This window comes from Glycomyces sp. TRM65418 (genome assembly GCF_019710475.1).
Taxonomy (GTDB): Bacteria; Actinomycetota; Actinomycetes; order Mycobacteriales; family Micromonosporaceae; genus Glycomyces.
In genome coordinates this window covers 21,818-42,179 of the sequence record NZ_JAJFAX010000009.1, presented here as the reverse complement: position 1 = coordinate 42,179, position 20,362 = coordinate 21,818, and the positions used below count along the sequence as shown (strand labels likewise).

At 70.2% G+C, this 20,362-nt stretch carries 22 protein-coding genes and 1 pseudogene; 10 read left to right on the top strand and 13 right to left on the bottom strand.

The window, feature by feature from the left end:
- Positions 1-226 precede the first annotated feature (226 nt).
- The 4 genes from K3N28_RS18505 to K3N28_RS18490 all read left to right on the top strand — a co-directional run bounded on the left by K3N28_RS18505 (position 227) and on the right by K3N28_RS18490 (position 5,735).
- Positions 227-2,992 carry a S8 family serine peptidase gene (locus K3N28_RS18505; protein WP_228094236.1) on the top strand — a complete coding sequence of 922 codons (2,766 nt, stop codon included), beginning with the start codon at positions 227-229 and terminating at the stop codon, positions 2,990-2,992.
- A 344-nt stretch (positions 2,993-3,336) separates the two neighbouring features.
- Complete coding sequence (locus K3N28_RS18500) at positions 3,337-4,050, top strand: TetR/AcrR family transcriptional regulator (protein WP_228094235.1); 714 nt, start codon at positions 3,337-3,339, stop codon at positions 4,048-4,050.
- Positions 4,051-4,079: 29 nt separating this feature from the next.
- The gene (locus tag K3N28_RS18495) at positions 4,080-5,072 is read left to right on the top strand and encodes a VOC family protein (protein ID WP_228094234.1); all 993 of its coding nucleotides are present in this window, start codon (positions 4,080-4,082) and stop codon (positions 5,070-5,072) included.
- A gap of 201 nt (positions 5,073-5,273) precedes the next feature.
- The gene (locus tag K3N28_RS18490; RefSeq protein WP_228094233.1) at positions 5,274-5,735 is read left to right on the top strand and encodes a hypothetical protein; all 462 of its coding nucleotides are present in this window, start codon (positions 5,274-5,276) and stop codon (positions 5,733-5,735) included.
- Here K3N28_RS18490 and K3N28_RS18485 read toward each other — a convergent pair.
- Entirely contained in the window at positions 5,717-6,265 is a 549-nt protein-coding gene (locus K3N28_RS18485) for an MFS transporter (protein WP_228094232.1), read from the bottom strand. The genes K3N28_RS18490 and K3N28_RS18485 overlap by 19 nt on opposite strands.
- Positions 6,266-6,297: 32 nt before the next feature.
- A complete protein-coding gene (locus tag K3N28_RS18480) occupies positions 6,298-6,591 on the bottom strand; it encodes a helix-turn-helix transcriptional regulator (protein WP_228094231.1) in 294 nt (97 codons plus the stop codon).
- Between the two features lie 56 nt (positions 6,592-6,647).
- Here K3N28_RS18480 and K3N28_RS18475 point away from each other — a divergent pair, with 56 nt between their 5' ends.
- Positions 6,648-6,962 (top strand): cupin domain-containing protein, encoded by a 315-nt coding sequence (locus K3N28_RS18475; protein WP_228094230.1) that lies wholly within the window; start codon positions 6,648-6,650, stop codon positions 6,960-6,962.
- Positions 6,963-6,974: 12 nt separating this feature from the next.
- On the opposite strand, the gene K3N28_RS18470 is transcribed toward K3N28_RS18475, so the two are convergent.
- The 4 genes from K3N28_RS18470 to K3N28_RS18455 all read right to left on the bottom strand — a co-directional run bounded on the left by K3N28_RS18470 (position 6,975) and on the right by K3N28_RS18455 (position 10,002).
- Positions 6,975-7,259, bottom strand: coding sequence for a hypothetical protein (locus K3N28_RS18470; protein ID WP_228094229.1), 285 nt, complete (start codon positions 7,257-7,259; stop codon positions 6,975-6,977).
- Positions 7,243-7,809, bottom strand: coding sequence for an RNA polymerase sigma factor (locus K3N28_RS18465; RefSeq protein ID WP_228094228.1), 567 nt, complete (start codon positions 7,807-7,809; stop codon positions 7,243-7,245). The genes K3N28_RS18470 and K3N28_RS18465 overlap by 17 nt, the downstream gene beginning before the upstream one ends.
- Before the next feature lie 202 nt (positions 7,810-8,011).
- On the bottom strand, positions 8,012-8,719 hold the full coding sequence (locus tag K3N28_RS18460) for a hypothetical protein (RefSeq protein ID WP_228094227.1): 708 nt from the start codon (positions 8,717-8,719) through the stop codon (positions 8,012-8,014).
- Between the two features lie 467 nt (positions 8,720-9,186).
- Positions 9,187-10,002 (bottom strand): NAD(P)H-binding protein, encoded by an 816-nt coding sequence (locus tag K3N28_RS18455; protein WP_228094226.1) that lies wholly within the window; start codon positions 10,000-10,002, stop codon positions 9,187-9,189.
- Between the two features lie 88 nt (positions 10,003-10,090).
- Here K3N28_RS18455 and K3N28_RS18450 point away from each other — a divergent pair, with 88 nt between their 5' ends.
- Together K3N28_RS18450 and K3N28_RS18445 are read left to right on the top strand one after the other, a co-directional pair.
- A complete protein-coding gene (locus K3N28_RS18450; RefSeq protein ID WP_228094225.1) occupies positions 10,091-10,486 on the top strand; it encodes a helix-turn-helix domain-containing protein in 396 nt (131 codons plus the stop codon).
- Between the two features lie 32 nt (positions 10,487-10,518).
- The gene (locus K3N28_RS18445; protein WP_228094224.1) at positions 10,519-11,478 is read left to right on the top strand and encodes a phosphotransferase family protein; all 960 of its coding nucleotides are present in this window, start codon (positions 10,519-10,521) and stop codon (positions 11,476-11,478) included.
- Positions 11,479-11,499: 21 nt separating this feature from the next.
- On the opposite strand, the pseudogene K3N28_RS23610 reads toward K3N28_RS18445, so the two are convergent.
- Positions 11,500-11,616 (bottom strand): annotated as a pseudogene (locus K3N28_RS23610) (ABC transporter ATP-binding protein); the annotation flags it as partial.
- Between the two features lie 259 nt (positions 11,617-11,875).
- Here K3N28_RS23610 and K3N28_RS18440 point away from each other — a divergent pair.
- Both K3N28_RS18440 and K3N28_RS18435 read left to right on the top strand, forming a co-directional pair.
- Positions 11,876-12,622, top strand: a complete 747-nt coding sequence (locus K3N28_RS18440) for an SDR family NAD(P)-dependent oxidoreductase (protein WP_228094223.1) — start codon at positions 11,876-11,878, stop codon at positions 12,620-12,622.
- Between the two features lie 2 nt (positions 12,623-12,624).
- On the top strand, positions 12,625-13,956 hold the full coding sequence (locus K3N28_RS18435) for a metallophosphoesterase (RefSeq protein WP_228094222.1): 1,332 nt from the start codon (positions 12,625-12,627) through the stop codon (positions 13,954-13,956).
- 100 nt (positions 13,957-14,056) lie between these two features.
- Here K3N28_RS18435 and K3N28_RS18430 read toward each other — a convergent pair whose 3' ends face one another.
- Positions 14,057-14,701 (bottom strand): dihydrofolate reductase family protein, encoded by a 645-nt coding sequence (locus tag K3N28_RS18430; protein WP_228094221.1) that lies wholly within the window; start codon positions 14,699-14,701, stop codon positions 14,057-14,059.
- 316 nt (positions 14,702-15,017) lie between these two features.
- Between K3N28_RS18430 and K3N28_RS18425 the strand changes: the two genes are divergently transcribed.
- Entirely contained in the window at positions 15,018-15,719 is a 702-nt protein-coding gene (locus K3N28_RS18425; RefSeq protein WP_228094220.1) for an alpha/beta fold hydrolase, read from the top strand.
- 154 nt (positions 15,720-15,873) lie between these two features.
- Here K3N28_RS18425 and K3N28_RS18420 read toward each other — a convergent pair whose 3' ends face one another.
- The 5 genes from K3N28_RS18420 to K3N28_RS18400 all read right to left on the bottom strand — a co-directional run bounded on the left by K3N28_RS18420 (position 15,874) and on the right by K3N28_RS18400 (position 20,346).
- Entirely contained in the window at positions 15,874-16,320 is a 447-nt protein-coding gene (locus tag K3N28_RS18420) for a PaaI family thioesterase (protein WP_228094219.1), read from the bottom strand.
- Between the two features lie 201 nt (positions 16,321-16,521).
- Complete coding sequence (locus K3N28_RS18415; RefSeq protein WP_228094218.1) at positions 16,522-17,409, bottom strand: phosphotransferase family protein; 888 nt, start codon at positions 17,407-17,409, stop codon at positions 16,522-16,524.
- 201 nt (positions 17,410-17,610) lie between these two features.
- Positions 17,611-18,924: a PHB depolymerase family esterase gene (locus K3N28_RS18410; RefSeq protein WP_228094217.1), complete on the bottom strand. Its 1,314-nt coding sequence runs from the start codon at positions 18,922-18,924 to the stop codon at positions 17,611-17,613.
- A 145-nt stretch (positions 18,925-19,069) separates the two neighbouring features.
- Positions 19,070-19,705: a LysE family translocator gene (locus tag K3N28_RS18405; protein ID WP_228094216.1), complete on the bottom strand. Its 636-nt coding sequence runs from the start codon at positions 19,703-19,705 to the stop codon at positions 19,070-19,072.
- A 98-nt stretch (positions 19,706-19,803) separates the two neighbouring features.
- Complete coding sequence (locus tag K3N28_RS18400) at positions 19,804-20,346, bottom strand: hypothetical protein (RefSeq protein ID WP_228094215.1); 543 nt, start codon at positions 20,344-20,346, stop codon at positions 19,804-19,806.
- Between the last annotated feature and the right edge of the window lie 16 nt (positions 20,347-20,362).

The following is a 20,362-nucleotide window of genomic DNA, read 5'->3' as shown; positions in this document are numbered from 1 at the left end:
GCTCGAAGGCGGGGCGTTCTGCGTGCAACGGAGCCGATCCCTCACTGTGAGTTGGGACACTTCATCGCGGCATTCCATATAGTTCACTGCGATTTCGCCGAAATGCCTATTTTGGACTGTGACGTTGGTCTGTCATGGTGGGAGGCAAGGAACCACATCACTTCGCATCCTGATCGCGATCGGCACCGCCCACCCCGGTGCCGCCTCCGCCAAGCAAGGAGCCATCTTGTCACGTACGCAACGATGGCGTCGAGTACTCGCCGTCTCGCTCGTGGGAGCGCTCGCATCGGCCTTCGCCGTTGCCGCACCCGCCTGGGCACAGACCGATTCCGACGCGACAGCACTGATCGAGCAGAAGGCCGAACCCACCCTTCTGGCCGAGATCGAAGACGAAGGCGAAGCCGAACTCTGGGTCCAGTTCCACGGCGCCCCGGACTACTCGGCCGCATTCAACGCAGAAACCAAGGCCGACAAGGGGAAAGCCGCTGTGGAGGCGGCGATGGCGTTCGCCGAGTCCTCCCAGGCCGACCTGACCGCCGCCCTTGAGGAAGCGGGCGTCGAGTACGAGTCCTTTTGGGCCTCATCGTCGATCAAAGTGACCGGCGGGATCGAGCTGCTCGAGACCGTCACCGCCTTCGACGAGGTCGCGGCGGTCGTCGATGCCCCCGTGGTGAAGCCCGTGGAACCGGTCGAGCCTCTCATGGGGACGGCCTCCACCGGTTGGGGCGTCGAGGACATCAACGCGCCCAGCGTCTGGGAACAGCTCGGCGTCACCGGCGAAGGCGTCGTGATCGCCAGCATCGACTCCGGCGTCCAATACGACCACCCGGCGCTCGTTGAGCAGTACCGGGGCAACAACGGCGACGGCACCTTCACCCACGACTACAACTTCTACGACGTCGAGGGCAACTGCGGCGGCACGCCGTGCGACTTCAGCGCCGAGGGCCACGGCACCCACACGGTGGGGACCATGGTCGGCGACGACGGCGCCGGCAACCAGATCGGCGTCGCGCCCGGCGCCGAGTGGATCGCCGCCAATTACTACGGCTACAGCATGGAATCGGTCCTGAAGGCCGGCCAGTGGGTCACCGCGCCGACCGACTCGCAGGGGAACAACCCCGACCCGTCCAAGGCGCCCGACATCGTCAACAACTCCTGGGGCCGGGAGTCGTCGGACAGCGACCCGTACTACCGGGACATCGTCAACCTGTGGCACGCCGCCGGGATCATCCCGGTGTTCGCCGCGGGCAACAGCGGGCCGGCGTGCGTCACCACCAATTCGCCCGGCGGCTACCCCAACGTGATCGCCGTGGGCGCGTACGGCACCAGCGGTGCGATCGCCGACTTCTCCTCCCGCGGGCCCACCAGCGACGGGCGGGTCAAGCCCGACGTGTCCGCGCCCGGCGTCCTCGTCTACTCCTCAGTGCCCGGCAACAATTACACCCGGCTGAGCGGCACCTCGATGGCAGCACCGCACGTCGCCGGCGCCATAGCCTTGATGATGGAGGCCGAACCGGCCTTCCGGGGCGACTACGACCTGGTCTACGAAATGCTCACCGAGTCGGCCCGCTTCGCCGAGGACGACCAGTGCGGCGGCACCGAGGAAGCGAACAACGTGCACGGGCACGGGCGCATCGACGCGCTCGCGGCCATTGATGCGCTCCCCGAAGGCGAATCCGGTTCCATCAGCGGCACTATCACCGATGTGGACGGCGCACCCCTGGAGGGCGTGGAACTGGTCTTCGACGGAGCGTTCGACCGCCGCGCCACGACCGGGCCCGACGGCACCTACACCGTGAAGTTCGCCTTGACCGGGCAGCACACGGTGCGTGCCACGAAGTTCGGCTATGAGCCGTTCACGGGGACGGTGAACGTGTCGTCCGGCCAGACGGCCGTGTTCGATGCGGCGCTGACTCCGCTCGCCACCACGGTGGTCACCGGCACGGTCGTCGACGGTTCCGGCCACGGCTGGCCGCTGGCGGCGACGGTCGCCTCAGCGGGCGGTGAAGTGTCCACGACGACCGATCCGCTCACCGGACGGTTCGAACTGACGCTGCCGACCGGCGGCGTGGAACTGGTCGTCAAGACCGAATACACCGGGTACCAGACCGTCCATGTCGATGTGGACGCGGGCGACGTGCTCATCGAGGTGCCGGTCGCGGCCGGTTGCACGGCTCCGGGATACGCATTCGACCCGCTGGGCACTGGTTTCGAATCCGGGACTGCGCCGGTGGGCTGGACCGTGGTCAACCGCGGCCCCGCGCCGTGGATCTTCGACGACCCCCACAACACCGGCAACCAGACGCCGGGCTCGGGCGGATTCGCCATGGCTCGGCCGCCGGGCGGCGGAACCATGGACACGGACCTCATCTCGCCGGTCTTCGACCTGTCGAGTGCCGCGGAACCGGTCTTGTCCTTCGCCACCGACTTCTACGGGATCGCGCCGTATTCGCAGGCGGACGTGGCGATCAGCGTCGACGGCGGCCAGACCTGGGAGGAGGCCTGGGCGGCCGAGTCCGCGGTGCGCGACAGCACGGTGACGGTCGACTTGAGCGCATGGGCCGGAGCGCAAGAGGCCCAGCTCAAATTCCACTACTACCATGCCTACCGATCGGGTTACTGGTGGCAGATCGACGACGTCCTCGTCGGGGGCGTGGCCGACTGCGTGCCGATCCCGGGCGGATTGGTGCGGGGCACGGTCACGGACCAGAACGGGGCGCCGGTCGCGGGCGCGGTCGTCACCCACACGGCCTCCGGTCATCACGGCGTCTCGGGCGCCGACGGTCGGTACTGGACCTTCGCACCCGGCTCCGGGCCGTCGCAGTTGGAGGCGGTGGACGCCGAGTCCGGTTCCGCGACGGTCGAGGTCGATGTAGTCCCCGACTCGGTGATCGAAGTGAACCTCACGCTGGGCGCTTCGGTTCCGGCCTCCTTCCCGACGACGGGGCAGGAGTTCGCGGTGCACGGGTCTGACCTGATGCTCGCAGCGTAAGCGCCGCACTTCATTACCCGCGAACGACCACGGGCCCGGTGACTCGGTCACCGGGCCCGTTTCGTCGGCTTCTCGGACGGTGATCGTCCATCTCGATCCTCGATCCTCGATGCCCGATGCCGTGCAGATCCTGTCCTGTTCGGACGCGATGCGCTCGCAGCGAAGCCATGCGTCACAGCGCTCCTGTACGGGCGTGGTCGTAGGAGCGGGGTCGGGCCGCATCGACACGACGCCGAAACCGACCAGGGCTTCCTCGAAGCGGCCCCTCCCGTCCCGACCAGCATTGCGAAACTCATGACTAGAATGATCATCTGGTCATGAGTTGATCCGACCTGGAGGTGAGAATGGCGAGGACCCAGCGCACCGATTTGACTCAGCGTGCCGACGCGCTGCTCGATGCCGCGGCCGAGCTGCTGCTCGCCACCGGTTCGCGCCGGATTCGCATCGAAGAGGTCGCCGCTCGCGCCGGAGTCGGCAAGGGCACCGTCTACCTGCATTGGGGCAGTCGCGACCACCTGCTGCTGGCGGTCGGCGCCCGCGAGGCCGCCGCGATGCTCGACCTCGTCGTCGCCGCCGTCAGGGAGGATCCGGCCGAGGCGGCCCCCCACCGTTACCTGCGGCGGCATTTCCTGGAGGCGATGCGGCGCCCCGTCCTCACGACGATCTTCAGCGCCGACGTCTCCGAACTCGACGCCTTCGCGCGGCACCCCGCGCGAGCCGGACTGCGCGCGTCGAAGCCGATCGGCTCGCGCGCTTATCTCAGCGCACTCGCGGACCACGGACTCCTCCGTGCGCACACCGACCTCGCCGACGTCGAGTACGGGATCCAGGCGGTCGCCTACGGCTTCTTCACCTCCGATCCGCTCCAGGCGACCGACCCGAGCCGGTCGCTCGAACACCGCGCCGACCGGCTCGCCGACGTGATCCGCCGGTCCTTCGAACCCTCCGAAACACCCGCTCCCGACCGCTACGCCGCCGCCGCGCCCCACGTCATCGAGGCGTTCACCGGCGTCGCCGGCGAATACCGTCGCGTCGCCTACGGCACCGCCGCCGACTGAAACCACCACTCACCTGAAGGGGCCTCGACATGGCCGTCGACGACATCACCAGCATCCACCACATCGGACTCATCGTCCGCGATATGGACGCGGCCTTGGACGCGTTCCGCCGCTTCGGCTTCCAGATCGGCGCCCCGGCCTACCCCGCGCTCCCGCCCTCGCCGGGCGAAGAGCCCGAGCCTGTCGGCGCGGGCAACACCCATGCGGACTTCCCGCGTGGTTTCATCGAACTGCTCGCTCTCGCGCCGCAGCAGAGCGACCGGCTGCCCGAGGTCGCGCGACTGATCCCGTTGCAGGTCCCCGACGAGCATCTCGCCGCGACCCGAGCGGTGATCGGCCAGACCGTCGCGAACCTCGAAGCGCGCCTCGCCATCGCCGAAGGCGCTCACATCCTCGTCTTCGCCTGCGACGACGCCGAGACGACCGCTGCCCGCTTGGAGGCGAACGGCGTCGGGAGCAGCGGTGCCCGCACCGCGCAGCGGCCGGTCGCCACCGCTGAAGGCACGAAGCTCGGCACGATCAAGTTCCTCGAGATCAACGACGACGACCCGGGCTCGCCGCCCGGCATGGTCCCCGAGGGCCGCGTCGGCGTCGCCGAGGACGTTCCAGCCGAACTCCTCGACGCGCAGACGGGTCTCGACCACCCCAACGGCGCCGTGCGCCTCGCCGAGTGCGTCATCTGCGTGGACGAGGACCAGTTGACGGCGACCACTTCGCGTTACGAGCGTTATCTGGGCCGGGCCGCCGCCTTCGACGGTCCGAGTGCGGTGTTCGACCTCGGTTCGAGCCGTCTCGCCCTCACCACCGCTGCTGCGCTGGAGGCTCGCCTGCCGGGGGAGAAGCCTTACGTCACACCGAGTTTGAGCGCTTACACGATCGAAGTCACGGACCTGACCGCCGCCGAGGGCCATCTGCGATCGCAAGGGGTCCCGGTCCGGCGAACCGCCGACGGGCGACCGTTCGTGCCCGCCGAGGCCGCGCTCGGGGCGGCCCTCGTGTTCGAGCAGGCCGCGACCGACTGACCGTCTCGGGGCACTCGCGAGAACACTCCTTGCTCCGTCTGTGTCGAGCTGAACTGGAATCTGTCACACCGTACCGAACTGGACCTCCAACGATCGGGATGGGAGGATGAGAGCGGATCGGTTCGGCGACGGCTCCCCGGCGGTCGCGACCGGTGTCGGCGAGCGGAAGGACCACCGTCAGGTGAAAGTGGAGCGAACCTCATGACCGATGGCCGTGCGGAGGCACTGCAACGTCTCGACGTTCTGGTCGGCGAGTGGACCCTGGAAGTCCGGTCCACCGATGACCGACCCGAGCCCGGCCCTGCGGCGCGGAGCCGGTTCGAGTGGGCCCTGGACCGCCAATTCCTCTTGCAGCGCACTGAGGTGCCGGACTCGGACGTGCCCGACAGCCTGGCGATCATCGGCACCGAATCGGCCGACGGCAGCTATACGCAGCACTACTTCGACTCGCGGGGCGTCGCGCGTCTGTACGCGATGACGTTCGACGGCCGAGTGTGGACGCTCCGCCGTGAATCGCCCGACTTCGCGCCCCTGGACTTCCATCAGCGCTTCACCGGCGCCATCGGGGACGACGGCGACACCGTCAGCGGCACGTGGGAGACGCGCCGCGACGGCGCCGACTGGCAGCACGACTTCGCCTTGGACTACCGCCGCATCGCCTGAGCCGAGCCCGCCCGCTCCTGGCCGTCCTCCCACTCGCGAAGACCGCCGATCGACACCAGGCACAGCACTGCCGCACCGGCGAAGAGGGCGGCGGCGACCGCGAACGGCGCCCGGTAGCCGAGCTCTGAGGCGAGCAGCCCGCCCGCGCCCGCTCCGACGGCGAGGCCGATGAGGCCGACGAAGCCGTCCAGCGATCCGACGCGTCCCATCATCGCGGCGGGCGTGGCCCGCCGGCGTATCGGGACGGCGTCCAGGACCACGAGTCCCGTCAGGACGGCGAACATCCCGGCTCGGGAGCCGTTCGCGAGGTACAGCAGTCGGCGCCGGTCGACCCGGTCGATGAGCACGCCGGTACCGAGCACTGAGACGATCCGCGACAGCGAGTAGGCGACCGCCAGGCCGGCCACGGCGAGGGGACTGTCAGTGGTCCTCGTCGCCAGCAGCGGCAGTGCGATGAAGGTGATGCCGTCGGCCAGGTTCGCGGACGCGTTGCCGAGCCAGATCCTGCGGTAGTCGGCTCCGAGTTGCACTGGCGTCCCATCGATCGGTCATCGCAGGGTGCCTATGCTGCCCGGTCGTCGGTCACCGCGTCAATCGCTTTCACCAGCTCGCGGACGCTCGGCGAGGCCAGGCGGTACCGCATCACGCGGCCGGAGCGTTCGGCGGTCACCAGACCGGCCTCCCGCAGCACCCCCAGGTGGTTGGAGACGTTCGGCTGGTTCGCGCCAGTGCGCTCGACCAGCTCGCCGACCGAGGCCTCGCCGACGGCGAGGGTGTGCAGCAGCGCCAGCCGGAGTCGGCAGCTCAGGGCCTTGCCGATGTCGAACATCCGGTCGTCCACGTCGTTGAAATCCATCAGAAGTCGATGATATATTACGTTCATATCATCGCTCACTGATATATGGAGGATCCATGACCGACATGGTCTGGTCGCACGTCGACGACGTCCCGGCCCAGCGGTACACCGACGACATCACCCTGCGCCCGCTGTGGAAGGGCCCGGCCGACCGGAAGGCCTACGTGGTCGACCTCGCCCCGGGCGCGGTCTGGCCGAACCTGGACGTCCACGACCCCGGCCCGGAGGAGGTCTTCGTCGTCTCGGGCGTGTTCAACGACGGCGTGCGCGACTACCCGGCCGGCTCGTTCATCCACTGCCCGGCCGGCTCCAGCCACGTGCCCCAGTCCACGACGGGCTGCCGCCTGTTCCTCTTCTATCCCGAAGGCTGACGCGAAGGCCCGCTAGGCGACCAGCTTGCACCGGCCGTCCTCGCATTCGCGCCGCAGGCGGCCGCGTGAGACCGTCTCGATCAGGCCGATCGTCCAGCACATCGGGCACCCCCGCAGCGCGAGCACACCCATCGGCAAGAGCAGCAGGCTCATCCACCCGACCACGGGCAGCAACGCGAGCGAGCCGATCAGCCCGCCGAAGCCGATCACGCCTCGGACGAGGTGCCGTGGCAGGGAGGCGCTCGCGAACTGCGGGCCTTCGGGCGGCGTCACCGGGTCTTCAGCCTTCGCCTGCATGGGCGCCTCCGTTCGCGGGTTCGTCCGCCGTTCTGAGGGATTCCTGCACGGCCCTGCGGGCGCGATGCAGGCGCGACTTCAGGGCGGCCGTGCTGATGCCGAGCGCATCGGCGGCCATGGGCCCGCTGTAGCCCTGGACGTCGCGCAGGATCAGCGCCCGGCGCTGCTCCGGCGGGAGCGCGGCGATCGCCGCCGCCACTCGGCTCGCCTCAAGGCGTTGCAGCGCCTCGTCCTCGGCCGAACGCACTGCAGCGTCCGGGACGGGCTCGTCGGTCCGCGGCTTCCGGATCCGCCGGAGGCACTCGTTGCGGACGATGCGGAACATCCACGAGGCCAGCGCCCCCGACGCCCGCAGCGTCCCGATCTTGCGGTACAGGATGATCAGCGCCTCCTGCGCCGCGTCCTCGGCGTCCTCCGGGGTGGCGCAGAGAGTGCGTGCGAAGCGCTGCACGTTCGGGTGCGAGCCCGACACCAGCGCGGTGAGCGCGTCGACGTCGCCGCGCTGGGCTCCGGCGATCAACCGCTCACCGGGCCAGGTCCAGTCAGCCACGGGCGCGCCTCCACTTGCGGGCCAGGTGGAACGAGCACAGGCCGACGAGTGCGACCCCGACGGCGATGGCGATGCCGACGATCATGAGAACCTCCGGATTCCGCACCGGCGCTCACCGGTACGGGTATGAGAGGCCCGAGCCCGCCGAAAGGATTCGCACCGCGCCTGAGACTTCGGATCGAGGCGAGCACGGGCGGCCGGTTCAATACGACTTCCGGCCGCGCTTCGGCTCCGGTTCGATGACTTGCGGCTTGCCGAAGAACCGTTCGTCGACGACCTCCACACCTGGGGCGAACCGGGCCGTCGCTGTGGCGATCGCCCTCGCGCCGTGGGAACCCAGTCGGATGCTCCGCGCGTAGAGCATCGCGCCCAAGCGGACCGGCGAACCGTCGGGTCGCGTCTCGCGGCTCTGCCGTTGCTTCGCACTCGGCTCCCGCTGCGTGACCCCGTACCAGTCGGTGGTCTTCTCGACGCCCACCCGCGATTCCCAGACCGGAATGAACCCGAGCCACTTCCGGCGGCGTCGCCACAGCACCACCCGGGAGACCTCGTCCCACGGCAGGTTCACGTTCGGTTCGTCGTGCCGCAGGTACAGTCCGCCGACGCCCTCGTCGAACAACCGGACGCCGTCGGGGCCGATGACGGCCGCGGTAGGGCTCTTCAGCAGGTAGAACGCCTTGATGCCGGACCAGCCCAGCAGCGGAACGAGGTAGACCAGCACGCCCATCCACGCGGGAGCCTCGGTGTCGACGCCCCGGGAGTCCCGATAGAAGACCGGCTCGGAACCGGCGCTCATCAGCATCCACGGCGTCGCGACGACGGCGACGGCCGTGATCGCGAAGAGAATCAGATCCTGCGGCCGCACCCGTTCGGACACGGTGACCTCGGCGGCGTGGGCGGGCGGCGTCATGGCGGGTGCGCTCCTCGGGCGAGGCGGGTCGGGACCCCGATTCTCGCAGGCCGCCGCGAGCGGCCCGAACACTGTGCCGATCGGGATCGGCTCGACCGCGACGGCTTGCAGCGCTTCCTCATCGGGCGCATGCGAGAAGGGGACAGGAAATGCGTCATCGGCGTCTCGTGCACGAGCGCCAGGAGCCCCGGGCGGTATGCGGCGAACCTGGGGATCGGGGCCACGGCGGCTCGGGTGACGGCCGACCGTGGCCCCACTAGTTCGGGTGACAAGGGAGCCGGGGCATCCGATTTCTGTCGTACCTCCGCGGAACGATTGCCACTACCGTTCCCCTGGGTGGGTGGGGGTTAGGGATGGTAGTCGTTGTTCGAGCGCCGAGCGCCGAGCGCCGAGCGCCGAGCGCCGAGCGCCGAGCGCCGAGCGCCGAGCGCCGAGCGCCGCGGAACCCGGGCCCGGCCCCTCTCTGCTCAGCGGAACGCGTCCGCGTTGCGCTTCGCCCACTCCTTGAACGGGGTCGCGGGCCGCCCGAGCACGCGCTCGACCTCGCCGGTGACTTCCTGCTCGGCCTCGTTGGGCGTGCCGATCACCGCAAGCGAAGCGTCCACGACCTCGGCCGGCCAGAACTGGAGGAACTGCTCTCGTGCCTCGGCTCGGCTCTGCTCGACGAACGACACCGGCTCGCCGATCGCCGCCGCGATCGCCGCGGTCTGCTCTCGCGGCGTGACCAGCGCCGGGCCGCTCAGCAAATACGCGCGCCCGGCGTGGTCGTCCCCGGTGAGCGCCGCCGCGGCGACCTCGGCGATGTCGAGCGGGTCGATCACCGGCAGGCCCACATCGCCGAACGGCGCGGTGACCGTGCGGTGCAGGCGCACCGATTCGGCCCACAGGAGCGCATTGGACGCGAACCCGCCCGGCCGCAGGATCGTCCATGCCAGGCCCGAATCGACCACGACGGCCTCGAAGGCCCGCTGCGATTCGTCCGACCGAGTGGCGGCCAGCTCGGATGAGAGCAGCACGATTCGACCGATGCCCGCGTCCACGGCGGCGTCGACCACGGGGCGCACCTCGAGCTCCTGATCGCGGATGAGCAGGAAAAGCGCCTCGGCGCCTTCGAAGGCGGGCTTCAGCGAACTCGGTTCGGCCAGGTCCGCCCGGCGGTGCGCCACGCCGGGCGGGAACACGGCCTCCCCTCTGGACACGGCGGTCACGGGCTTGCCTGCGGCGGCGAGTGTCTCGACCAGCGGACGGCCCACGTTCCCCGTAGCCCCGGTTACGACGATCATCTCGGATTCCTCTCGATTGCGGTGTGGAACCCAAGGTAGGCAGCGGACTTACTTTCGGGAAGGGCCTACCTGAAGGTAAGCTCCTGTCATGCCGGAAGGAAAACCGCTCACCGCATGGGCCCCGCCGGACGGGCGTGAGGTCTTTCACACCAATTGCCCCGCACGGCAGGTCATCGACCACATCACCAACCGCTGGGGCATCTGGGTCCTGCTCGGCCTGCGCGAGCGGCCGCTGCGGTTCTTCGAAGTGCGCGACCGCATCGAGGGCATCAGCGAGAAGATGCTCTCCCAGACGCTGCGCACCCTCGTCGCCGACCGCCTCGTGTGGCGGAAGGTCGAATCCACCGTCCCGCCCCAGGTCACCTACGGCCTCACCGAGTTCGGCGAGGGCGCCGCCGACCATCTCGGCGGCATGTTCGACTGGATCCGCGGCAACGCCGCGGTCTTCACCGAGGCCTGCGAGTCGGAACGGCAAACCGATTGACCGGTCCGGCTCCGACGCCTAGCGTCGGGCCGATGAAGACCGCACTCACGGACGAGGAAGTGGCGGAGGCGATGCGCGCTCGCCTCGGCCCGGTCAGCCGTTGGGAACGACTGCCCGGCGGCGAGATGTCGCAGGCGTTCGCCTTCCGTGCCGACGGCCGCGACCTGGTCGTCCGCGTCGGGCCGCGCCGCGAGGGCTTCGACAAGGACGCTTGGGCCGCAAGGCGATTCCGTGACACCGCCGTTCCCGTCCCTGAAGTCCTGGAGGTCGGCGGACTCGGCGCCGGCGTCTACTGCTGCGTCTCCGAACGCCTCGGCGGCGTCCACCTCACCGGCTGCGACGAAGCCGAGCAGCGGCGGACGGCCCCGGCCGTACGGGCGGTCGCCGACGCCATCGCCGAGGTCGACCTCTCCGGATCGACCGGCTTCGGCTCATTCGACCCCGAGACCGAACAGGGACCGCACCCGACTTGGGCGGCCCACCTCCGCTCGCTGCTCCCGGACCCCTGGGACCTCGACGACCCGGCCGACACCGCCCTCACCGAAGACCTGGCCTCGATCGCCGACGACATCGCGCTCTCACTGCCGGAAGTCCGCCGGCTCGTCCACGGCGACCTCAACGCCGGCAACTTCACGGTCGCCGACGGCGCCGTGGTCGGCGTCTTTGACTGGGAGGCCGCCGTCATCGGCGATCCGCTGTGGGAGGCGGCCCGAAACCTGCTGTGGGCGCCGGTCATGCCCATCGCCCGCATCCAGGCCGAATACGACCTCGACCGCCTGTCCGCCGAGCCGAACCTCAGCGAGCGGCTGCGCTGCCTGGTCATCGTCAACGGCCTGTGGGCCGTGGAGTTCTACCGGCAGGCTGCGCACACCCCCGCGATGGAACTCATGCTCAACCGCCTCCACGGCTTCCGCGACGACCCGCTTCCGCTCGACACCGGCCGCGACGCGTACTGGATGCGCCTGCTCCCGCCCGGCGCGCGCCGCGCCTAGCCCGGACGCGGCGACCACACCGCCGTTGGGGCCGAGGATCCCGAAGATCTCGCCTTCCTCGACCTCGAACGAGACGCCGTCGACGGCCCGGAAGTTCCCGTAATGCTTGACCAGGTCTTTGACCTCGATGAACGCCATGGCGGCCTCCTTGTTCCGTGTGAGGCCAACACTCGCAGGATCGGCGCGCACCGGCATCGACCGCGGGACTGAGCGGCCGGTTGATCCGTCCGATCAACCGATCGGTTGATCCCTTGACCGAGAGGTGGAACGGCGGACCACCGCCCCCACGAAAGGGCGACCGCGCCCGGGCGGCCACGCGCTAGCATCGGCGCGGAACCGGTGCCATGCCGCCCGTGACACCGTGGACGACCGGACCGCACGACAGAGGGAGCAGCACATGGCACGCACCGCAGTGGTCAGCGGCGGAGGCACCGGCATCGGCCTCGCCGTGGCACGGCGACTCGCCTCGAACGGCGACCACGTCGTCCTCGTCGGCCGCCGCGACGACGTCCTCGCCGACGCCGCGAAGGAACTCGGCGAGCACGCCTCCTATGCGGCCGCCGACCTCGAGACCGTCGAAGGCGCCCTGCAGGTCCTCCAGCACGCCTCCGAACACGCCGGCCGCATCGACGTCATCGCCGCCGTCGCCGGCGGCAACCCCGCGAGCAGGCCCCCCGCCGGCCTCGACCACGGTCTCGAACGCGCCTCCTGGGCCTGGAACGCGAACCTGCGGCGCAACGTCATGACCGCCGTCCACCTCGTCGAAGGCCTCAAACCGATCCTCAACGACGAGGGCCGCATCCTCCTGTTCAGCTCCATCGCCGCCTACCGCGGCTCCGGCAGCGGCAGCTACGGCGGCTCCAAGGCCGCCCTGCACCCGTACGCGATCGACCTGTCCGCCGAACTCGGCGCCCGCGGCATCACCGCGAACGTCATCGCGCCCGGCTACGTCGAGGACACCGAGTTCTTCGGCAACGCCATGACCGAGGACCGCCGCGCCATGCTCGTCGGCCAGGCCGACAACCACCGCGCCGGCACGCCCGACGACATCGCGGCCCTCGCCGGATGGCTCGCCTCGCCCGAGGCCGGGCACGTGACCGCCCAGATCATCCAGGCCAACGGCGGCGCGTTGGCCGGGCGCTAAGGATGTCGTTCGCCTGGTTCATCGTCCGCCTCCTCGCGGTCACGGTCGGCTTCGCCGCGCTGCACGGCTACGTGTGGTGGCGGCTGTGCCGGAACACCACGAGACCCGGCTCGAAGTGGCGGCCCATAGGGGCCGTGGTGCTGGGCGCGCTGGCGGTCTTCGGCCTGCTGGCGAGGACCTACGCCCCTTCGGACGCCCCGATGCGGTTCCAGCAGTTCGTCGGGTGGCCGGGATGGATCTGGTTCGGCGTCTTCATGTACCTGTTCGGACTCCTGGTGGCGGCCGAACCGATCCGTTGGTACCTGTTGCGCCGCAAACGGACCGAGCAGACAGCCGAAGCTCCCGATCCTGCGGCGACCGACCCGGACGACCTCCCTGAGCACGCGACCGACCCCGGCGAGACCGACTCGGACGCTCCGAGCCCACGAACCGGCGGTGCCGACCCGTCGACCGCCGACACCGGCATCGACGACGGTCACCCGTCACATGCCACCGGGCATACACGACGCCTCGTGGTCTCGCGCGCGATCGGCGTCGGCGCGGCGGCGCTCGCGCTGGCCACGGTCGGCCACGGCCTGTACGAGGGCTACCGGACGCCGCCGCTCAAGTCCGTGACCGTGCCGCTCGCGCGACTGCCTCGGCGGTTCGACGGCTACCGGATCGCGATCGTCGGCGACACCCACTTCTCGGCGATCCGCGGTCGCGGCTACTGCGAGCGCGTGGTCGAGCAGATCAACCGCGCGCAGGCCGACCTCATCGCGTTCGTCGGCGACCTCGCGAGCAACGAGGCCGACCAGATCCGCGACGCGACCGACCCGCTCGCGAACCTCCGCGCCCGCGACGGGGCCTTCTTCGTGGCCGGGAACGCCGAGCACTACGTGGGCGCCGACGAGTGGTACGACCGCGTGGCCGAACTCGGCATGACCGGCCTGCCGAACACACGGGTCGAGCTTCCCGGCTTCGACCTCGCGGGCGTCAACGACCTCATCGTGGAACAGCGGGGCATCGAGGACGAGACCGGCCCCGACCTCGAAGCGGCCCTCGGCGACCGTGACCCCGACCGGCCGGTGATCCTCATGGCGCACCAGCCGAGCATGATCGGCCGGGCCCTCGGGTACGGCATCGACCTCCAGCTGTCGGGCCACACCCACGGCGGCCAGATGTGGCCCGTCCACTACCTCTCGGAACTGCGCAGCGGCCAACTGTCCGGCCTCGAAATGCACGAGGGGACCCCGGTGTACGTCACGAACGGCGCCGGCACGAACGGCCCCCCGATCCGAGTGGGAGCCGACGCGGACATCACGGTCATGACGCTCCGAACCCAGGACGCGTGATCCTGCGGCCCGAAGGGCCCTGCTCCGCCCGCGCGGCAGCCGAGCGTCGAAGCGGTGGCCTCCCCCGACAGAGGAGGCCACCGTTCGGATCGATTCGGGGTCACTTCCGCCAGAAGAGGTGGTGCGTCACGCCGCTCGGGCTGGGCACGATCTCGAGGTGGAACCGGTCGGTCAGCTCCTTCGGCGACTCCCAGAGCCGCACCCCGGAGCCGAGTTCGATCGGCGAGACCGCGATGTGCATGGTGTCGACCAGGTCGGCGTCCAGGAACTCCCGGATCACGGTGGCCCCGCCGCCGAGCCGGACGTCCTTGCCCTGCGCCGCCTCGCGCGCTTGCTCCAGGACGGTGGCCGGGTCGGCGTCGGTGAAGTGGAACGTGGTGTCCGACAGCGTGAACGAAGGACGCAGATGGTGGGTCATGACGAACACCGGCGTGTGGAACGGCGGCTCCTCGCCCCACCAGCCCTTCCATTCGTAGTCCTTCCAGGGACCGCGCTGGGGCCCGAACTTGTTGCGGCCCATGATCTCCGCGCCGATGTTGTGGGCGAAGTCCCGCGTGAAGTAATCGTCGAGACCGCGACTCCCGCCGGGATCGGTGCGGTTGGGCCAGCTCGCCGTCGCGCCGGCCCACGCGAACAGGTCGCCCGGATCGACGTGGCCGAACGGCCGCTCGAGGCTCTGGTCGTCACCGGCGCCGATGCCGTCGAGCGAGACGTTGAAGTTCTGGACCCTGAGAAGCTGGCTCATGGTGTTCTCCTGCATGAGTGGTCATCGTGCCGACAAAAATAGGACGCCCCGAGCCGGTCCGACTCATCGCCGCACCCGGAGCGGCTCCTGCGATGTACGCCACAGCCGCGTGCCGGAGAACGGCGCGGTAAGAGGACGGGACTGGCCCCGCGCGACCCTACGGACGGCCGACTCCCCACGTCCTCCCAGGCGGCCCGGCGCCCACCCCTCGATCACCGTCGCGACCGCGCGGCCGGGCACGGAACCCCGGCCACCGTCATCGTCGGCTCAAGCCGAACGCAGAGGGAGTGTCGGTGCGGGCCGTTAAGGTCGGTGGATGGACATCATCCTCATCCCCGGCTTCTGGCTCGACGCCTCCTCGTGGAGCGAGATCACTCCCGCGCTGGAGCGGGCCGGGCACCGCGCCCACCCGCTCACCCTGCCCGGCATGGAGTCTCGCGAGGCCGACCGCAGCGGCATCGGCCTGCGCGACCACATCGACGCCGTGGTCGCCGCCGTCGACGCGATCGACGCCCCCGTGGTGCTCGTGGGCCACTCGGGCGGCGGCGCGATCGCGCACGCGGTCGCCGACAAGCGTCCCGACCGGATCGCCCGAGTGATCTATGTGGACTCCGCGCCGCTGGGCGCGGGCGGCGTGATCAACGACGAGCTGCCGGTCGTCGACGGCGAGATCCCGCTGCCTGACTGGAACGTGTTCGAGGACGAGGATCTGGTCGATCTCGACGACGGCCTCAGAGCGTCGTTCCGCGCCAGGTCGATCCCGACGCCGAAGGGCGTCGCGTTCGACGAGCAGCAGCTCGGCGACGAGCGCCGCTTCGACGTGCCGATCACCGTCATCTGCTGCGAGTTCAGCAGCGCCATGGTCAAGGCGTGGGTCGAGCAGAACCTGCCGTTCGTGAAGGAACTCGTGGCGATCAAGGACGTCTCGTACATCGATCTGCCGACGGGCCACTGGCCCCAGTTCACCAAGCCCGCCGAACTCGCCGACGCGATCCTGTCGGCGGTCGGTCGCGACTGACCGAGGCCGTTCGCAATGGCGGCCTCGCGAGGCCGCAAGCCCGCCATTGCGAATGGACGCCGATGAGCCGTTGCGATGATGCGCGGCGTGCGCCCGCCGGCATCTCGGTTCTGCTCGGGCGAAGCGCTCGGCGCCTCCTGCCGAAGCGGTCGCTTCAGCTCGCGGGAGCGTCTCGGATCATGCAGGTGAGGCGGCCGGTGCAGATGCGTCGGCCTTCCTCGTCGCCGACGACGATCTCGTAGGTCGCCGTCGAGCGTCCACGGTGGATCGGGGTCGCGACTCCGGTGACCGTGCCCGACCTGACCGCACGGTGATGGGTCACGTTGAGGTCCACGCCGACCGAGATCTTGCCCGGCCCGGCGTGCAGCATCGAGCCGATCGACCCGAGCGTCTCGGCCAGGACCGCCGAAGCCCCGCCGTGGAGCAGCCCGTACGGCTGGCGGTTCCCCTCGACCTCCATCCGCGCGACCACCCGCTCGGGCGCGGCCTCCAGCACCTCGATGCCCATGCGATCGCCCAGTTCACCTGCGGAGAACAGCTTGTCGAGGTCCATCCCCGCGCCGGCGAAGCGGTCGCGGACCTCAGCGGGAAACACGGTCATGTCTGGCGGCTCCATTCCCTGTCCGGCACGTCGGCGTCCGGCATCGAGGTTCCCGGTCGGACACGTCGACGTCCGATATTCGAGTCTCTTGGATCAGCACGCGCCCCAGCGGCATCCGTGCGATCAGCACAGTCTAGGGCGGTCCGGTGAATCCGCCACACCGTCGCCTGCTTCCCTGCGATCCGGCCCCGGCCTCGGCGTTCAACGCAGGGCGGGCCATGGGGGCGGTGGATCGGCGAGCAGAAACCGCATGACCTCCAGCAGCCGGTTGCCGGGTTGCGCGCTCCAGTGCCCGCCCTGCCGGTCGGGCGGCGTGGCGAGCCGGCCGATCGCCCAGTGCAGGTGGTGCCAGAGGACGCGCGCGGCCCAGGACTCGTCCTGCCCGCCCAGATAGCCCTCGAGAACGGTCGGCAGTGCACGCAGCGGGAGTTTGGCGAACTCGACCGCCGGATCGGCCCACGCCGCGTCGCCCCAGTCCAGGATCGCCGTGAGCCGTCCCGATTCGGGATCGGCCAGGAGGTTCGTGGGGCTGGCGTCGCCGTGGATCAGCCGGGCTCGCGGCGTTGCGGGGATTCGCGGTTCGAGCCGGTCGAACCAGCCGACGACCCAGGCCGCGACGTCGGCGCTGAGGTATCCGGCCTCGGCGAGCGCGGCCACGTCCGGACGGGGATCCGAGGCCGTGTCCGCCGGAACCTCGGGCAGCGCGGGGACGCCCTCGTGCAGCGCGGCCAGTTGGCCGCCGAGTTCCCGGTAGAGCGTCCGCCAGCGCTCGTCGTCCGGCCCGTCCGGGAGGCCGGGGGCGATGCCGTTGGCCCGTCTGACCACCATGTACGGGCTTCCGAAGAGTTCGTCGCCGTCGTCGAAGGCCACCATCGCCGGCGTGAGCACCCCGGCCCGCACCGCGGCCGGGATCACGCTCGCCTCCTTGCGCAGGTCGTCGGCGGACCCGGGCCGAGCGATCCGCAGGACGAGGTGGTCGCCGAGCAAGTAGACCCGGTTCGCCACCCCTTGAAACGGCGCGGCGGCGACCGCGCGGGGATCGACGCGGTAGCGCCGCGCTAGCGCAGCGAGCGCTTCGGAAGAGGCCATCCGGCAACGCTATAGACGCCCGTTCCCGACCGCAACGACATTCGCCGTTCGGTCGGCTGCGGTCCGATTCGATGGCGAACCCGTGCGGTCGGAAGGGCATCGGCGCTCAGCGGTTTGAGAGCGCCCGTGTCCCGGCGGCGGAACGGCCGGAGCCGCAGACCCTTTCGCGCCTGCGGCCCCGGCCGTTCCGCCGGTCTCCGGTCAGGCCGGCGTGCACGCCACCTGCGGGGTCGCCGATGCACCGGTTCCGATGAAGCCCCAGCTCGATGTCCGGGTCTGACCTGCGGCCACTGCGCCGTTCCAGCCCACGTCCTCGGCGGTCACCGCCGAGCCGCTACTGGTCACCGCTGCGTTCCACGAGCTGGAGATCGTCTGGCCGCTCGGCCAGGTCCACTGCAGCGTCCAGCCGGAGATCGCCGCATCGCCCGCCGTCACGTCCACATTGGCCTGCCAGCCGGAGTTCCACGTGCTCACCACCTTGATGGCCGCCGAGCATCCGCCCGTCGGGCCGCTCGTGGGGCCTGTCGTCGGGTCGGTCGGCACGGTGGTCGGGGACGTCGTCGGGTCCACCGGCGCCGTCAGGCCGAAGAACTCGAGCGCCTTGGCCGCCATGCCGTTCGCCATCAGGTTGTGGCCGACTCCTTGCAGGCTGATCGCCTCGACCGGCGCCTGCGCGCCGGTGCCGCCGTACCGGGTCCGGTTCCAGTTCGTCTGCGGCGTGTCCGACAGCTCCGGCGTCTGGTCCGTGCCGTGGACGTTCGTCCACTGGTCGATCTGCTCCTGGAAGTTCGGGTACGCGAGCGTGTCGTCATCGGTGCCGTGCCAGATCTGCATCCTCGGCCACGGTCCCGAGTATCCCGGATTCGCGGTCCGGACGGCGTCGCCCCACTGCTGCGGGGTGCGGTCGATCTGGCCCTGGGAGCACTGCGAGTTCCACTCCGAGCCGTCGTCGGTCGCGAAGCACGTGTACGGCACGCCCGAGAACGCCGCGCCGGCGGCGAACACCTCCGGGTAGACGCCGAGCATCACGTTCGTCATCATCGCGCCCGAGGAGATCCCGGTCGAGTAGATCCGGTCGGTGTCGACGTGGTACCGGTTGATCGTCCAGTCCACCATGGACTTGATGCCGACCGAGTCGGAGCCGGTGCCGTTCAACGAGGCCGGCGACGCGACGTCCCAGCACTTGCTCGACCGCGTCACCGACGGGTACACCACGACGAACCCGTATCGGTCCGCGAGCCGCGCCCACTCGGTGCCGCTGTAGAAGTCCTGGGCCGAGCCGGTGCACCAGTGGATGCCGAGCACCATGGCCGGTTCGGGCGCCACGTTGTCGGGCACGTACAGGTACATCTCGATGCCGCTCGGGTTGTTCCCGAAGTCCGTGATCTGGGTCAGCTGGGCCGCGTCGGCCGGTCGGGGGACCATGACCGCGATGAGCGCCGCCGCCGCGACGAAGACCGCCGCCGCCGCGGCGACCAGGCCCCGCCGCAGACGGGGGAGGGTGTTGGCTGACATGGGGTCCTCTCTGGACGCTGCCGGGGCGTCGGGGCGGCCCTGAGGGGCCGCGCGAGCCGGAAGAAGGAACGGGATCGCGTGAGGTTCTCCACACTATATATCCATGTACCTCGATATGCAATCGCTCCCAAGGGCATCGGTGTGCTCAGGCGCGCTCCCCGGCCGCCGCGGCGACGCCCAGGCCGATCAGCGAGGCGCCTCCGGCGCGGCCGATGACGAGCTTCGCGCGCGGCCGGCGCAGCACGTCGCGGGCCGCCGAGGCCACCACGCCCCAGACGGTGTCGCAGGCCGCCGCGAGCACCGCGAACGTCCCGCCCAGTAGCAGCATCTGCACGGTCGCCGAACCGGCGCCGGGATCGACGAACTGGGGGAGGATCGCGAGGAAGAACAGGATGCTCTTCGGGTTGAGGAAGCCGACGACGAAGCCCTCCGCCATGGTCGCGAGGGCGCGCTTCGGCGTCGCGGCCTCGTCCTCGGCCGACGGCATGAGGCCCTTGCGGTCGCGCAGCGCCTTGACGCCCAGGTACACCAGGTACGCCGCGCCCGCGTACTTCACCACGGCGAAGGCGATCGCCGACTCCTGGATGAGGGCGCCGAGGCCCACGGCCGCGAGCGCGGCGGCGGTGAACGTGCCGGTGGCGTTCCCCCAGGCGGTGAAGACGGCTTGCCTGCGGCCGTAGGCGAGCGCCCGGCCGACGACGAACATGACCGACGGCCCGGGAATGAGGATCAGGACGAGGGACGCGGCGATGAACGCCAGGTACTGCGCGGTGCTCGGCATGGCCTGATCAAAGCACGGCCCTCGTCTCCGGGCAAGCCCGTTCCGGTTCGGCCTCGCGAGCGCCGTGCCCGGCGGCCGCCCTGTTCGGGGCCGCTCGCTCAGGTGCGCACGAACTCGATGTCGTGGAACCGCTTCGCGACCGCGTCGAAGTGCAGCCGCGCGCCCTCCATGTACCCGAACAGCGCTCCCCACTCGTCGTGGTTCGCCTCCGGGAACAGGGCGACGAGCCCGCATTCGATGTGACCGCCGTGCCCGATGACGAGCCCGGCGTCGCCGGGACCGAGCGGGGCCATGAGGTCCGTCCACTGCCGGGCGAGCGCGTGCGCGTAGTCGCTGGCGGCGCTGCCGCGCCGGTTGACCAGCCGTGCGAGCCGTGTGAACGGCGCGCCGACGTCATAGCTGGCGGACTGGGACTCCTGGAGGAACGCGTTGACGTTCGGGAGCGTGGGCAGTTCGAGGGTCACGGCGAAGCCCATCGCGATGGCCGTCTCCCGCGCCCTCGGGGCGACGCTCGTGGCGACGACTTCGAAGGGACCCATGAGGGTCCCGGACCATCGGGCGAGTTCGACGCCTTCTTGGGAGAGGTGGACGGCCTCGTCTCCGTTGCGCTTGCTGTGCCGACGGATTTCGAGCATGGGCATTGGCGGTCTCTTCTCT

Coding starts and splice junctions, on each gene's coding strand:
- K3N28_RS18450 (WP_228094225.1), top strand. CDS start 10,091: ATGCCGGAAGGAAAACCGCTCACCGCATGGGCCCCGCCGGACGGGCGT.
- K3N28_RS18420 (WP_228094219.1), bottom strand. CDS start 16,320: ATGACCGTGTTTCCCGCTGAGGTCCGCGACCGCTTCGCCGGCGCGGGG.
- K3N28_RS18460 (WP_228094227.1), bottom strand. CDS start 8,719: ATGACGCCGCCCGCCCACGCCGCCGAGGTCACCGTGTCCGAACGGGTG.
- K3N28_RS18410 (WP_228094217.1), bottom strand. CDS start 18,924: ATGTCAGCCAACACCCTCCCCCGTCTGCGGCGGGGCCTGGTCGCCGCG.
- K3N28_RS18415 (WP_228094218.1), bottom strand. CDS start 17,409: ATGGCCTCTTCCGAAGCGCTCGCTGCGCTAGCGCGGCGCTACCGCGTC.
- K3N28_RS18400 (WP_228094215.1), bottom strand. CDS start 20,346: ATGCCCATGCTCGAAATCCGTCGGCACAGCAAGCGCAACGGAGACGAG.
- K3N28_RS18425 (WP_228094220.1), top strand. CDS start 15,018: ATGGACATCATCCTCATCCCCGGCTTCTGGCTCGACGCCTCCTCGTGG.
- K3N28_RS18435 (WP_228094222.1), top strand. CDS start 12,625: ATGTCGTTCGCCTGGTTCATCGTCCGCCTCCTCGCGGTCACGGTCGGC.
- K3N28_RS18495 (WP_228094234.1), top strand. CDS start 4,080: ATGGCCGTCGACGACATCACCAGCATCCACCACATCGGACTCATCGTC.
- K3N28_RS18455 (WP_228094226.1), bottom strand. CDS start 10,002: ATGATCGTCGTAACCGGGGCTACGGGGAACGTGGGCCGTCCGCTGGTC.
- K3N28_RS18405 (WP_228094216.1), bottom strand. CDS start 19,705: ATGCCGAGCACCGCGCAGTACCTGGCGTTCATCGCCGCGTCCCTCGTC.
- K3N28_RS18470 (WP_228094229.1), bottom strand. CDS start 7,259: ATGCAGGCGAAGGCTGAAGACCCGGTGACGCCGCCCGAAGGCCCGCAG.
- K3N28_RS18430 (WP_228094221.1), bottom strand. CDS start 14,701: ATGAGCCAGCTTCTCAGGGTCCAGAACTTCAACGTCTCGCTCGACGGC.
- K3N28_RS18440 (WP_228094223.1), top strand. CDS start 11,876: ATGGCACGCACCGCAGTGGTCAGCGGCGGAGGCACCGGCATCGGCCTC.
- K3N28_RS18445 (WP_228094224.1), top strand. CDS start 10,519: ATGAAGACCGCACTCACGGACGAGGAAGTGGCGGAGGCGATGCGCGCT.
- K3N28_RS18490 (WP_228094233.1), top strand. CDS start 5,274: ATGACCGATGGCCGTGCGGAGGCACTGCAACGTCTCGACGTTCTGGTC.
- K3N28_RS18500 (WP_228094235.1), top strand. CDS start 3,337: ATGGCGAGGACCCAGCGCACCGATTTGACTCAGCGTGCCGACGCGCTG.
- K3N28_RS18475 (WP_228094230.1), top strand. CDS start 6,648: ATGACCGACATGGTCTGGTCGCACGTCGACGACGTCCCGGCCCAGCGG.
- K3N28_RS18480 (WP_228094231.1), bottom strand. CDS start 6,591: ATGGATTTCAACGACGTGGACGACCGGATGTTCGACATCGGCAAGGCC.